The following is a 13,818-nucleotide window of genomic DNA, read 5'->3' as shown; positions in this document are numbered from 1 at the left end:
CAATTGGTGGTTCCTTATAAAATTTTCTATGAAAAAAATTATCATTAAGGGTGCAAAAACCCATAATCTGAAGAACATCGATGTTGAAATACCTAGAGATAAACTAACTGTTATTACAGGACTTAGTGGCTCCGGTAAATCATCATTAGCTTTTGATACCTTATATGCCGAAGGGCAAAGAAGGTATGTTGAGTCTTTATCCTCATATGCAAGACAATTCTTATCAATGATGGATAAGCCAGAAGTTGAGCATATTGAGGGACTTTCACCTGCTATTTCAATTGATCAAAAGACAACTTCTCACAACCCTCGATCAACAGTCGGGACAGTTACAGAAATATATGATTACTTAAGAGTATTTTTTGCTCGAGCTGGTACTCCTAGATGTCCAACTCATCATATAGAGTTAAAGGCTCAAACTATAAGTCAAATGGTTGATAAAACTCTAGAGTTTGATGATAACACTAGATTAATGATATTAGCACCAGTAGTTTCAGAGAAAAAAGGTACTCATCATACATTGTTAGACAAGATATTAGCCCAAGGTTATATCCGAGTAAGAATTAATAATGAGTTTTATAACCTTGATGAAGAGCATCCTGAGTTAGATCGTTATAAAAAACATAACATTGATGTTGTTGTAGATAGATTTAAACCTAAAAAAGATAACCAACAGCGGATTGCAGAATCTATAGAAACAGCTCTAGATCTAGGAGAAGGTATCGTTAGGTTAGTAAATATGAGTGATGAAAATGCTGAAGATATTTTGTTTTCATCAAAGCATGCTTGTCCTTTATGTAATTTTGCTTTAAAAGAGTTATCGCCAAGAATATTTTCGTTTAATAGTCCTTTAGGGGCATGTAGTAGCTGTGATGGTCTAGGTGTTAAAGAGTTCTTTGATGAGAAAAAAATAATTATAGATCCTAGCTTATCTTTAAAAAGTGGCGCTATCGTTAAATGGAATAAAGCAAATCAATATTATTACTCGCAACTAGAATCTATAGCAACTCATTATGATTTCTCTTTAGATGAACCTTTTGAAAAGTTATCAAAAAAAATACAAGATATAGTTTTGTATGGTTCAGGTGATGAGATGATCAAGATGACTATTGACTCAATTCGAGGCGGTAGACAAGTTAGAAATAAAACCTTTGAAGGAGTTATTCCTCATTTTGAACGCAGATATTATGAATCTGATTCGGATATGGTCAAAAAAGATCTTTATGAATTGATGAGTAATCTTACATGTAAATCATGTAATGGCGCTAGAGTTAATGAGTATGCTAGAAATATTTTTATAGCTGATAAGAATATTGCAGATGTTTGTGCTTTATCAATAGAAGATCTATTAAATTGGTTGGATGATTTAGAGTTTGTTGGTCAACAACAAGTTATTGCGGAAAACTTACTTAAAGAAATTAAGCTAAGAGTTAGGTTCTTAGAGAATGTTGGTTTAGAGTATTTAAATCTTGCTAGGCAGGCAGATACTCTTTCTGGCGGTGAAGCCCAACGTATTCGTTTGGCAAGTCAAATAGGAGCTGGTCTTGTTGGTGTAATGTATATATTAGATGAGCCATCTATAGGTCTACATCAAAGAGATAATCAGCGCTTATTAGATGCCTTACACAATCTTAAGAGTCTAGGAAATACAGTAATAGTTGTTGAGCATGATGAGGATGCTATTCGTCAGGCAGATTATATAATTGACATGGGCCCAATGGCAGGTGTTCATGGTGGTGAGGTTGTAGCTGCAGGAAGCTATAAAACTATTGTTAGTAATAAAAAATCATTAACTGCAGATTATCTAAGTGAGCGTAAAAAAATAGAAGTACCTCAGAAGCGCCTAAAGGCAAGTAAAAATAGATATTTACAGATTAAAGGAGCTTCTGGGAATAACCTTCAAGGCGATGATCTGAAAATTCCAATAGGAGTGCTTACTTGTGTAACAGGTGTTTCAGGATCAGGCAAGTCAACTCTTATAAATAGAACATTATATCCTTTAGCTTCAAGGTTACTAAACAGAAGTAACTTAGTGCCAATGGAATATCAATCACATAAGGGCTTCAATCATTTAGATAAAGTTATTGATATTGACCAATCACCAATTGGAAGAACGCCACGTTCAAATCCTGCAACTTATACTGGTGTATTTACACCAATTAGAGAGTTATTTGCAGCTACAGCTGAGTCTAGATCTCGAGGATATACTGCCGGTAGATTTAGTTTTAATGTTCGTGGTGGTCGATGTGAAGCTTGTCAAGGTGATGGTGTTATTAAAGTAGAGATGCATTTCTTGGCAGATGTATATGTTGCATGTGATGTTTGTGAAGGTAAGCGTTATAACCGTGAAACATTATCCGTACAGTATAAAAGTAAAAATATCTATGAAGTTTTAGAAATGACTGTTGAAGATGCTCTTGAGTTTTATGATGCTGTCCCAAGTATTAAGTCTAAGCTTCAAGCATTAGTAAATGTTGGCTTATCGTATATCAAGCTAGGTCAAAGTGCGACGACATTATCAGGTGGTGAAGCCCAACGTGTAAAACTAGCTAAAGAGCTTTCTAAACGCTCAACTGGTAAGACTTTATATATACTTGATGAGCCAACTACTGGTCTGCATTTTTATGATATTCATCAGCTTTTAAAAGTAATTATGGACCTACGAGATAAAGGTAATACAGTAGTAATTATTGAGCACAATCTAGATGTTATAAAAATGGCTGACTGGATTATTGACTTAGGCCCAGAAGGTGGTAATAAAGGTGGACAGATTATATTTGAAGGGACTCCTGAAGATATCATTGAATGTAAAGAATCATATACAGGTAAGTATCTAAAAGATCTAATTTGATTTTTACTTTCTTCTAGTTACCAAAATTATTTCTAATATTTTAAAATTTCTTGAGATCTTCGTATTAAGTACGAGGATGACGATGATTTTTTAGAAGACTCTCTATAGGAATGTTGTTTCTTATTAAGTAATAAATAACTTTAAGTAGCTGGAATATCTTTTAAATCTTGGGGTTTTCCTAATATAACATAGATTAGAATTGATATAAGTCCTAGACAATAAATAACTTGTACCCAAGAAAATGCAGATATAGATATTACGGATTTAAAATCTATGTGGGTGATACCTGATAGGCTTGCTAGTACAATACTAACCCAAGAGATTGCAAAAGCGTTGCTAAGTTGAATTACTGAACTATTAATAATACTTGTTGGGTTCATATATTTATCTTCTTTTATAGAATTGTATATTCCAGCATTACAGACTGTAGTAAACATACTGAAACAAGCTCCTATAATTATAAGTAATATAGAGAAAATTAAGAAGTTAAAATCAATTAAGACTAACCCTAAAAGTAAATATCCAAGAGCCATTAGACATAGGTTAATTATGAAGAATTTATAATAGTGAAGCCTAGACAATATTTCCTTAACTATCTTTTTTGCAAACCAAAAAGGTATTAAAAAACACATTATAACTAAACCTGACTCAAAGGCGTTAAACCCTTGCTTTGTTTGTAAATATAGTGGCAGTAGGAATAATATTCCCATAGTTAACAATCTGGTTAATGAGCTAATTATAATAAAGTATCTAAAGCAACTATTTTTAAAAATATTAATATTTATAACAGCATTATTCTTTAGTAACATAGCATGCTTTATATATAGTAAAAAGAGAATGACTGAAACTATTAGCATTAACCATTTTAAATAAGGTAAGATTTGTGGATCGATTATTAAATCAATAAAAAACATAAGTAGAGAAATTGATAAGCCAATAATTATAAAGCCTTTTAAATCAAATCTTCTAACATAAGAAGAAGTAATGTTTGGTAAATAGCAATATATTAATATTGCAGTAATTAGCCCAACAGGTAAATTGATAAAGAAAATCATGCGCCAACCTAAATGAGTAGTAATGGCACCACCAAATAAAGGTCCTATAATAGGTCCTAAGGTTGCTACAGCAGATACAAGAGCCATAGCTTTGAGTCTATCGTGTTTAAATATCTTAACCATAGCCAGACGAGCAACTGGTGCAGTAAATGCTCCAAAAATTCCCTGAATAGCTCTAAAAAAAACTAGACTAATAATCCCTGTAGATAATCCACATGCAACTGATGATATCGTAAATCCTATAATTGAAACTATAAGTAGGTTCTTACTTCCAATTTTATCAGAGATCCAGCCAGAGGCAGGGATGAATAAACCTAGTGTAAGAAGGTATACTGTAATGGCTACTTTTAATGTTATAGCATTCACATGAAGGTCATAAGCAATTTGAGGTAGAGCTGTATTTAGAGCCGATCCATCAATTAGTTCAATAAGTAATATCAGACCTATTGTATAGGCGATTATTTTGTCTTTATTCATTTGTTGAGTAAGAGCATAATTAAGTTTACAATTACATGAGAGATATTTTAGCTTTAAATCCTTTATATGATAGAGCTTTTATGCAATTATTTAATAAAACGACTAGCTAATAGGCAATTTTTTTAATATAGTATACTAGTCAAAATTATATTTTAAGAATTCAAAGAAAAATAGGATAATAATAATCATATGGCACAAAAAAATGATAATAAAAATAATATGATAAAAAATATTATTTTTTGGGTGTTAATCATTGGTGGAATGTTGCTGCTTTTCAATGGTATTAATGATACGAGTTCATCGTCTAATAGTTTAGATTATTCTGCTTTTGTCTCAAAATTAAAAGATAATCAAATAAGTTCGGTTGATGTTGATGGAAGAACAATCAAAGGTAAAACTACTTCAGGGCAAAGCTTTGTAACTTATGCGCCACTTTTAGATGGTGGATTGGTTAATAAGCTTGAAGATAGCAAGGCTACAATCAAAGCTAAAGCCCCTGAAAAACCAAACTTGTTCTTAGCATTCTTACTAAACTGGTTGCCAATGCTGCTTATATTTGGCTTTTTCATATATATGATGGTAAAAGCTGGTGGTGGAAGCAAAGGAGGACCTTTTTCTGTTGGTAAGAGTAAAGCAAAACTACTTGGTGAGGATGAAATAAAAGTAACTTTAGAAGATGTCGCAGGTGTTGATGAAGCAAAAGGAGAGGTTGCTGAGATCGTTGATTTCTTACGTGAACCAAAAAAATATGAAAAAATTGGAGGTAAGATCCCTAAAGGTGTATTAATGGTTGGGCCGCCAGGAACTGGTAAAACTCTATTAGCTAGAGCTATTGCTGGAGAAGCTAAGGTACCATTTTTCTCTATTTCAGGTTCTGATTTTGTAGAGATGTTTGTCGGTGTTGGTGCATCTCGTGTGCGTGATATGTTTGATCAAGCAAAGAAAAAAGCACCTTGTTTGGTATTTATCGATGAAATAGATGCTGTTGGAAGACATCGTGGCTCTGGTATGGGTGGCGGTAATGATGAGAGAGAGCAAACTCTTAACCAAATGCTTGTAGAGATGGATGGTTTTGCTGATAATGAGGGTGTAATCGTTATTGCTGCAACAAACAGACCTGATGTTTTAGATAGAGCATTATTGAGACCTGGTAGATTTGATAGACAGGTTGATGTAGGTTTACCAACTGTTAAAGGTCGTGAATCTATACTAAAAGTTCATATGAAAAAGGTGGCTCTTGGCGATGATGTAAGAGCAGACTGGATCGCTCGAGGAACTCCTGGTTTTTCAGGTGCAGAGTTAGCAAATCTTGTTAATGAAGCAGCTTTATTCGCAGCTAGAGAATCAAAAGATAAAGTTACAATGGCTGATTTTGAGAAAGCTAAAGATAAAATTCTTATGGGTTCTGAAAGAAGAACTATGGCTATGACTGAAAAAGAGAAAAAACTTACAGCTTATCATGAAGCAGGTCATGCTATCATAGGTAGATTAATGCCAGAACATGATCCTGTTTATAAGGTAAGTATTATTCCTAGAGGTAGAGCTTTAGGTGTAACTATGTATATGCCAGAGGGTGATACTGTTAGCCAAAGTAGGTTAGTGCTTCATGGTCGTTTATGTAGTATATTTGGTGGTAGGATAGCAGAAGAACTTATATTTGGTTATGATCATGTGACTACTGGTGCGTCTAATGATATTCAAGTAGCTACAGATATTGCGCGTAATTATGTCGCTCGTTGGGGTCTTTCGGACTCTATGGGTACAATATTATATGATGTTGAAGATGATGGCCCATTTGGTGGCAATGGTGGAAAATCTGCTAAACTTTCAGATTCTACTATTCGTGAGGTTGACTCAGAAGTTCGTAAACTTATTGAGACAAGTTATAAAAAAGCTAAGAAACTTTTAGAAGAAAATATAGATATTCTGCATGCAATGGCAGATGCTCTAATGAAGTACGAGACTATAGATGCTATGCAGGTAGATGATCTGATGGCAAGACGTGATGTTCGAGAGCCTGGAGATTATGGTGATAGTTATAAACCTAAAGAAGAACAAGCTAAAGTTATAGCTCCAATTGCTGATGAACAAAGTGATTCAGAGGACACATCTTCAGAAGAAAATCTATAATATTCTAATCTTAATTTAAATATCTCTTGTATAAATTCCATTTTTCACATAAATTAAAAATAATTAATCGTATAAATTTATTATTAGAATAATAAAATTTTTCTAATTATGCTAATATAGTTCCAAGAGTTTTAAACATTACTATTAATAAGGAAAGAGATATGTCATTACCTACTCCTCATATAGAAACGCCAACAAAAGAGGAATTTGCAAAAACTGTAATAATGCCAGGAGATCCTCTAAGAGCAAAATATATAGCTGAAAATTATTTAGAAAATATTACAAGAGTAAACGCTGTTAGAAATATGTTTGCTTATACAGGCACATATAAAGGTAAAAAAGTAAGTGTCATGGGTTCTGGTATGGGTATGCCTAGTATGGGTATTTATGCATATGAGCTTTTCAAGTATTATGATGTTGAGAATATTATTAGAGTTGGTTCGGCAGGGTCTTATAAAGCAGAATTAGAAGTTTATGATGTTGTTTTAATTAATGAAAGTTATGGTGAATCTGATTATATAAAAATTACTACAGGTGAAAATGTCCGTAATGTTTCTGCTAGTGAAGAACTAAATGAAAAGCTAATAAAATCAGCAAAAAGATTAGAAGTTGAGCTTAAAGTTGCAAAAGCACACTGTAGTGATGTGTTTTATAGAAAAGATGCAACTGACTATAAGCAAATCGTTAAAAATCATAAGTGTGGATTGGTAGAGATGGAAACAGCTGCATTATTTGCTACAGCTAATGAACTTGGTAAACAAGCAGCTGCAGTTGTTACTATTTCTGATAGTTTTATCACTGGTGAATCTACTACTTCTCAACAAAGAGAGCAATCATTTACAAATATGATGGAAGTTGCTTTAGGAATTGTTGACGAAAAATAGTCTATAACTTTAAATCTTTTTTTAATTTTTCTATCGCTTTTTTTGTATACTTATTAACTTTTTTGGTATTACCTTTTTTAGGCTTACTATAGTCTATAGTTATATCTATTTCATTAACCTTTGAAAAGAAAGTAGTTTTATTTAATCTATCAATAAATTGATCATGTAATTCTTTAACTTTTGATTTTAATATTTCTCTATCGCTTTGCAGGATAATTTTTTGAGGTGAATAAAAAACAATCTCTGTTTCATTTAAATATGGTAGGTTTAATTTTTGTAATTCTCTATTAGCAACTTCAAGAGAAGTTTTTAGATATGAGGCTCTACTTATTAGTTCTTTACTAGCATAAGTTGAATTAGTTATTTTTTTGCGGGTTTTGTGTGAGTTAATTTTAGCAACTTTTTCAGGGATTATTTTTATGCTCATTATCTTTAGTAAACTCTTTTTGCATTCTCTAACTGAGAATAGAATATTTGAACAGCTTTGTCTATAGCTACTGACCGACCTTGCTTTGAACATGCTTTGACACTGTATTGTTTGGGATATATTTGTCCAGAAGTTTTATCAAAGACTTGAAGTTCAATTTTATTGTTTAGACAGTAGTTTTGATTTTTATAAACACTATCATAGCTTTGTAATTTTAGTGTAATATAAATATTTGCAAGATCTCTATTATTAACAATTGTATAGTCATTAACTCTTAGAAACTTTTCTAGGGAATCATAAAAAAATCCGCTATTTTGTTTATCTACATATATTTGTATACTTCTTTTGAGATTAATTAGTTCGTTATCTATATTATTTAGCTCTATCATTTGCTGTTCAATATTTATATCAGGAGATAATATAAGTAATGTTCTAAGGCTACTTCTTATAGTTTTAATATTATTATTCACATTTTGTGCTATATCAAACCTATAAAGAGAGCTTTTATTTAGGGTATTGCCTAAAGATTTAGTTGCTAGCTCAAGATTACTTTTTATAATCTTTTGTAAATCGTTGATAGTGTGTTGTTTATTGATTTGTATTTCAATATAGTAAGTGTCGTATGATTTTTCCTGATTGATAATATTATAATTAGGAATATTAAATTTAGCTGTATGTGTCGTAACTTGTTGGATTAATCTTTGTGAGACACTGTTATTATTGATGATATTTTCAAAGCTTGTGGTTGAGGAAACTATCACTTGTAACCTTTGAGTCATATCAGCTAAGGCATTACTTGTTGCTTGATCTAAAGTTTTGCCTGTTCCAAAACCATAGAGTAGATTATCAGAATTATTTTGCCCAGTTGTAAACCAACTAGGAGCTATAGATTCAGTTTTTTTTATATTTTTTGATGTTTTTAGAGTATTTGTTTTTTTATTATTATGATCAAAATTAAGCGGGTTATAATACTTAGGTGAAGTGCTACACCCAAAAAGTGTTATACAGGCTAAGCTAATAAATAAACGCCTCATTATTATGAGTTTGCCTATAATTGTTATAATATTGTATCTATCTTAATTTAAATTTCTTATAAACTCTATATAATGTATGTTCAGAGTATTATATTTATTATAAATTTTTATAAGAGAGTTGGTTAAATAATAATGTTAGGTTTAGTTCAAAAAATTGTTGGTAGTCGAAACGATAGATTTATAAAAAAGATTTCTAAAACAGTTGATAAGATTAATTCACTTGAGCCTGAAGTTGAAAAGCTTACAGATGAGCAGATTAAAGCTAGAACAACTGAATTTAAAGAAAGATTAGCAAATGGTGAATCCTTAGATAGTCTATTGCCTGAAGCTTTTGCAACTGTTAGAGAAGCTGCTAAAAGAACTAAAAATATGCGCCATTATGATGTGCAGCTGATTGGCGGTATTGTTTTACATCAAGGTAAAGTAGCTGAGATGAGAACTGGAGAAGGTAAAACACTAGTTGCTACATTACCAGCATATTTAAATGCTTTGACTGGTGATGGTGTTCATGTAATCACAGTGAATGACTATCTTGCAAAGCGTGATGCTGAACTAATGAGTGAAATTTATGAGTTTCTAGGTCTTACAGTTGGAGTAATTGTTGCCGATCTAGATCCTGAGCAACGTAAAGAGTCTTATGCTTGTGATATTACTTATGGTACCAACAATGAGTTTGGTTTTGATTATCTTAGAGATAATATGGCTTATGAAAAAGAGCAGCAAGTTCAAAGAAGCCGTAATTATGTAATTATAGATGAGGTTGACTCAATCCTAATTGATGAAGCAAGAACTCCTCTTATAATTTCTGGAGCTTCTGATGATAGTTCTGACATGTATAATCTTTTTAATAGATTAGTACCTTTCTTGGAAAAGCAAGATAAAGAGGAAGTGGAAGAAGGTCAAGAGCAGAAAGATTTTTATGTGGATGAGAAGTCTAAAAATGCATACCTAACCGAAAAAGGTTATGCAAAGATCGAAGGTATGCTTAAAAAAGAAGGCGTACTTGAGGAAGATGATAATCTTTATAGCCCACATAATATTACAAAAATGCATTATTTAAATGCTTGTTTAAGAGCACAATCTTTATATCAACTAAATGTTGATTATATCGTGCGTGATCAAGAAGTTGTAATTATTGATGAAAGTACTGGTAGAGCGATGCCTGGACGTAGATGGTCAGATGGTCTACACCAAGCGATAGAAGCAAAAGAAGGTGTTAAGATAAACGCTGAAAATCAAACAATGGCATCTATTACATTCCAAAACTTCTTTAAGCTATATAATAAAATAGCAGGTATGACAGGTACTGCAGATACTGAGGCTTTTGAGCTTCATTCTATTTATAATTTAGAAGTTATAATTATACCTACAAATAAACCTTTAATTAGAAAAGATCATCATGATGAGATTTACGGTAGCGTTAGAGAAAAATTTGATGCTATAGTTGTTGATATTAAAGAGAGAATATCTAGAGGTCAGCCGATATTGGTTGGTACTGCGTCTATTGAAGCATCTGAAGTTCTATCTACTTTATTAAAGAAGAAAAAAATCAAGCACAATGTCCTAAATGCTAAGCAACATGAAAAAGAAGCAGGCATTATTGCAATGGCAGGTTACCCTGGTAATGTAACAATTGCGACAAACATGGCTGGTCGTGGTACAGATATTATCCTTGGTGGTAACTGGGAAGTTGAGATTGCTGAGTTAGAAGATGCTACTGAAGAGGATATTGCTAAGATCAAAACAGAATGGCAACAGCGTAATGAAACTGTTAAAAATGCTGGTGGTTTATGTATCATAGGTTCAGAAAGACATGATTCGCGTAGGATTGATAACCAGTTAAGAGGGCGTGCTGCTCGTCAAGGTGATCCTGGTGAAAGTAAATTTTATCTATCTATGGATGATAATCTTTTAAGAATTTTTGCATCTCAAGGTATGGCTGAGAGAGTTAAAAAAGGTTTAAAAGGTGGAGAGTCTTTAGCATTTGGATTTATGTCAAAAGTTATTTCAAAAGCTCAAGGCAAGGTAGAGAATTATCACTTTGATATTCGTAAGAATCTTTTAGAGTATGATAATGTTGTAAATACACAGCGTAAAGTTATCTATGAGCAAAGACAAGCTTTCTTAGATGCTGAGGATGTTAGCGATATCTTAGCGGATATACGTATAGATGTCGCAGAGCAGCTATTCCATGATTATGTTCCAGCAGGTTCTATGCATGAGTTATGGGACTTAGAAGGTTTAGAAAAAGCTCTTAAATCTGACTTTATGATAGAGGTTGATTTACAAAAGCTTTATAAAGAAAATGATAATCTTGGTGAGGAAGACCTAAAAAGGCTTGTGAGAGAGACGATCACTTTAGAGTTCGATGAAAAGACAAAAGAGCTAGAAGCAGAAGCTGTTAAACAATTTGAGAAATTCTCGTTATTACAAGGTTTAGATAATCACTGGCGTGAGCATTTAAGCTCGATAGATCATTTACGTAATAGTATCAATCTACGTGGATATGCACAAAAAGATCCTAAGAATGAATATAAGAAAGAAGCTTTTGAACTTTTCTCAAGTATGCTTGATAGCTTTAAATATGAGGTTATATCTTCTTTAGCTAAGATTAGAATCTCTACGGAGGAAGAAACTCAACGAGCTCAAGAAGAGTGGAAAGAATCTATGGGTGATATCAAAGCTGAGCATGAGAGTGTAATTGATAACAACCAAAGAGAAGATGAGCAAGAGTTACAACAAGAAGAAACTCCTAAAATTCAGCAAGTTAAAAGAGAAGGACCTAAGATAAAAAGAAATGATCCTTGTCCATGCGGTTCTGGTAAAAAGTATAAACAGTGCCATGGCAAAGTAGAGTAGTTTTGTCATCAAATCTACTTAATTTCTAATCAAGACTCTTAACTCTAAATTTGTAATTTCTAACTTAATATTAATACTTTTAAATCAAAAATTTCATCAAAATTCAGTATATCTAAAATAGTACTCTAAACCTTACAAATAAATTGTATTTATAGTTTTTAGTTTCTAATATAAATCTTAGAGGTTCTGTTTCTTATTTAAGGTTTAATTTATGAAATTAAGTAAGATATTACTAATATCTCTGATCTCATTTGTAATATTTGCGCAAGGTTATAGTCTTGGAAATAGCTATAAATCTCAAATGGCAGATATGGAAAAAAACTATGCAGAGAAGACATATGGTGGAGAGCTTAAAATAGAGAGAATTAATTTTGGTGGATTATAAGTCATATAAGGAGCTTATGAAAGTACGGGTTGGTTTAGTAGTAGAAAGTTATATGAGTGTAAGGTAGATATTAAAAATATAAAATATGCAAAAAATGCAAATCGAAATGTATCTATTATAGCAGGAACTTATAATGTAACAGGTTCTAGCTGTGGCTATGTAATGATAATACAAAAGCTGACAAAATATATAGAAAAGAATTTTTGTACTAAATATTATATTTTAGATAATATAGATTTTAATGCTGATTTAAGAGCTAATGCACCACTTAACTCAAATCTTGCTACAGAAATGACTCATTACATTTCTTCAGAAAAGTGGCAGTTGGAATTTAAATACAAAAGAATGGCTAACTAAATATAAAGATAAAGTACAAATTGATAATGTTTCTATAAATATTTACGAACAACCTAAAAATGCAGAAAACATAGCAAAAGCAATGGAGTTTGACTATAAACTTAATGAGTACTTACGTGGTTTGACAGATAGTCATAAGGTAAATGGTATTTTTATTTATATCTATAGTTTAGATATGAAGGCTGCTAAAGAAAGTGGAGGGAAAATATCTAGAGTTAAAGATTCTAAAGGATATAACAGGCTAATACATAACTATTATTCAGCTATAGGTGATGGAGGCTGCATTAAATATAAGCCTATAACAAATTCAAATAGTGAAGTTGATTTGATTCCAATTAAAGATACAAAATATTATCAACCAGTTAAAAAATATTAAATTCAAAATTAAATAAAAAAGAGATTTAAAATCGATTGTTAAAAGCAATTTTTGATACAATACTCATTTATATTATTTATATATAAAAACTATGAAAAACTACTTATTACAAATAGAGTATTTCGGTAAAAATTATTGTGGTTGGCAAAGACAATCTCATTCACCTAGTGTGCAAGAGGAGTTAGAAAAAGCGCTATCTAAAATTGCAAATCATAATGTAGAAGTAATTTGCGCCGGTAGAACAGATACTGGTGTGCATGCTACTTCACAGGTTGTTAATTTTTATTCAGATGCTGATAGAGCTTTAAGTTCTTGGCAAAGAGGAGCTAATGCTTTACTACCTAAAGATATTAAGATATTAGATATTAAAGAGGTTGATGGTGATTTTAATTCTAGATTTTCTGCTATAAGTAGAACGTATAACTACGTTATATATAACTCTACTATAAGCTCACCTATTTTTGTAGAGCACTGCTTATGGGAAAATCGCCAACTTGATATTACAAAGATGAACCAGGCTTGTAAGTATCTTTTAGGAGAGCAAGACTTTAGTTCTTTTAGGTCATCCCAATGTCAGTCAAATACTCCTTTTAGGAATATTCAAAAAGCTGAGTTTATTAAACAAGGTAATTTTATAGTTTTTGAGGTTATTGGAAATGCTTTTTTACATCATATGATTAGAAACCTAGTAGGATCATTACTAAAAGTAGGTTTAGGTTTGCAGTCACCAGAATGGATAAAAGAGCTTTTATACGCAAAAGATCGAACCAAAGCAGCTGAAACAGCAAAAGCACATGGCTTATATTTTGTTGGAGTGGAGTATCCTGACTTTCAATTTAAGCGTCAAGTAATGCAATTGTTTTGTTAACCTCAATCAACACTAAAATAATTATACCTAGTCAAGGTTAGTATATATTTATTTGATATACCTTATGAAGTGAATGTGATCATATATTTGATACGAATTTTTTATTAAAATAGAT

General features: G+C 31.8%; 11 protein-coding genes. 8 read left to right on the top strand and 3 right to left on the bottom strand.

What is annotated here, in order from left to right; all coding sequences use genetic code 11:
* The first annotated feature begins 28 nt into the window (after positions 1–28).
* Entirely contained in the window at positions 29–2,851 is a 2,823-nt protein-coding gene (uvrA, locus tag F3D62_RS10615) for an excinuclease ABC subunit UvrA (protein WP_150468222.1), read from the top strand.
* Positions 2,852–2,991: 140 nt separating this feature from the next.
* Here the strand turns inward: uvrA and F3D62_RS10610 are convergent, their stop codons facing one another.
* Positions 2,992–4,383: an MFS transporter gene (locus F3D62_RS10610; protein WP_150468221.1), complete on the bottom strand. Its 1,392-nt coding sequence runs from the start codon at positions 4,381–4,383 to the stop codon at positions 2,992–2,994.
* A 189-nt stretch (positions 4,384–4,572) separates the two neighbouring features.
* Here F3D62_RS10610 and ftsH point away from each other — a divergent pair, with 189 nt between their 5' ends.
* Together ftsH and deoD are read left to right on the top strand one after the other, a co-directional pair.
* Positions 4,573–6,513, top strand: coding sequence for an ATP-dependent zinc metalloprotease FtsH (gene ftsH, locus F3D62_RS10605; protein WP_191092605.1), 1,941 nt, complete (start codon positions 4,573–4,575; stop codon positions 6,511–6,513).
* Positions 6,514–6,674: 161 nt separating this feature from the next.
* Complete coding sequence (gene deoD, locus F3D62_RS10600; RefSeq protein WP_150468220.1) at positions 6,675–7,397, top strand: purine-nucleoside phosphorylase; 723 nt, start codon at positions 6,675–6,677, stop codon at positions 7,395–7,397.
* A 1-nt stretch (position 7,398) separates the two neighbouring features.
* Here the strand turns inward: deoD and F3D62_RS10595 are convergent, their stop codons facing one another.
* On the bottom strand, positions 7,399–7,824 hold the full coding sequence (locus F3D62_RS10595; RefSeq protein ID WP_150468219.1) for a hypothetical protein: 426 nt from the start codon (positions 7,822–7,824) through the stop codon (positions 7,399–7,401).
* A gap of 5 nt (positions 7,825–7,829) precedes the next feature.
* The gene (locus F3D62_RS10590; protein WP_150468218.1) at positions 7,830–8,858 is read right to left on the bottom strand and encodes an LPP20 family lipoprotein; all 1,029 of its coding nucleotides are present in this window, start codon (positions 8,856–8,858) and stop codon (positions 7,830–7,832) included.
* A 132-nt stretch (positions 8,859–8,990) separates the two neighbouring features.
* Here F3D62_RS10590 and secA point away from each other — a divergent pair, with 132 nt between their 5' ends.
* The 5 genes from secA to truA all read left to right on the top strand — a co-directional run bounded on the left by secA (position 8,991) and on the right by truA (position 13,703).
* Positions 8,991–11,717 (top strand): preprotein translocase subunit SecA, encoded by a 2,727-nt coding sequence (gene secA, locus F3D62_RS10585; protein ID WP_150468217.1) that lies wholly within the window; start codon positions 8,991–8,993, stop codon positions 11,715–11,717.
* A 211-nt stretch (positions 11,718–11,928) separates the two neighbouring features.
* Positions 11,929–12,102 carry a hypothetical protein gene (locus F3D62_RS12785; RefSeq protein ID WP_191092604.1) on the top strand — a complete coding sequence of 58 codons (174 nt, stop codon included), beginning with the start codon at positions 11,929–11,931 and terminating at the stop codon, positions 12,100–12,102.
* Between the two features lie 162 nt (positions 12,103–12,264).
* Positions 12,265–12,459 carry a hypothetical protein gene (locus F3D62_RS10580; RefSeq protein WP_150468216.1) on the top strand — a complete coding sequence of 65 codons (195 nt, stop codon included), beginning with the start codon at positions 12,265–12,267 and terminating at the stop codon, positions 12,457–12,459.
* 82 nt (positions 12,460–12,541) lie between these two features.
* Positions 12,542–12,835: a hypothetical protein gene (locus F3D62_RS10575; RefSeq protein ID WP_150468215.1), complete on the top strand. Its 294-nt coding sequence runs from the start codon at positions 12,542–12,544 to the stop codon at positions 12,833–12,835.
* Positions 12,836–12,926: 91 nt separating this feature from the next.
* Positions 12,927–13,703 (top strand): tRNA pseudouridine(38-40) synthase TruA, encoded by a 777-nt coding sequence (truA, locus tag F3D62_RS10570; RefSeq protein WP_150468214.1) that lies wholly within the window; start codon positions 12,927–12,929, stop codon positions 13,701–13,703.
* Positions 13,704–13,818: the final 115 nt, after the last annotated feature.

This window comes from Francisella sp. SYW-9, from assembly GCF_008711465.1.
Lineage (GTDB): Bacteria > Pseudomonadota > Gammaproteobacteria > Francisellales > Francisellaceae > Francisella.
This window is presented reverse-complemented; position numbering and strand designations above follow the sequence as displayed.

Bases quoted from the DNA above. Each gene is read 5' to 3' on its own strand.
- uvrA (WP_150468222.1), top strand. From the start codon at position 29: ATGAAAAAAATTATCATTAAGGGTGCAAAAACCCATAATCTGAAGAAC.
- F3D62_RS10610 (WP_150468221.1), bottom strand. From the start codon at position 4,383: ATGAATAAAGACAAAATAATCGCCTATACAATAGGTCTGATATTACTT.
- ftsH (WP_191092605.1), top strand. From the start codon at position 4,573: ATGGCACAAAAAAATGATAATAAAAATAATATGATAAAAAATATTATT.
- deoD (WP_150468220.1), top strand. From the start codon at position 6,675: ATGTCATTACCTACTCCTCATATAGAAACGCCAACAAAAGAGGAATTT.
- F3D62_RS10595 (WP_150468219.1), bottom strand. From the start codon at position 7,824: ATGAGCATAAAAATAATCCCTGAAAAAGTTGCTAAAATTAACTCACAC.
- F3D62_RS10590 (WP_150468218.1), bottom strand. From the start codon at position 8,858: ATGAGGCGTTTATTTATTAGCTTAGCCTGTATAACACTTTTTGGGTGT.
- secA (WP_150468217.1), top strand. From the start codon at position 8,991: ATGTTAGGTTTAGTTCAAAAAATTGTTGGTAGTCGAAACGATAGATTT.
- F3D62_RS12785 (WP_191092604.1), top strand. From the start codon at position 11,929: ATGAAATTAAGTAAGATATTACTAATATCTCTGATCTCATTTGTAATA.
- F3D62_RS10580 (WP_150468216.1), top strand. From the start codon at position 12,265: ATGATAATACAAAAGCTGACAAAATATATAGAAAAGAATTTTTGTACT.
- F3D62_RS10575 (WP_150468215.1), top strand. From the start codon at position 12,542: ATGGAGTTTGACTATAAACTTAATGAGTACTTACGTGGTTTGACAGAT.
- truA (WP_150468214.1), top strand. From the start codon at position 12,927: ATGAAAAACTACTTATTACAAATAGAGTATTTCGGTAAAAATTATTGT.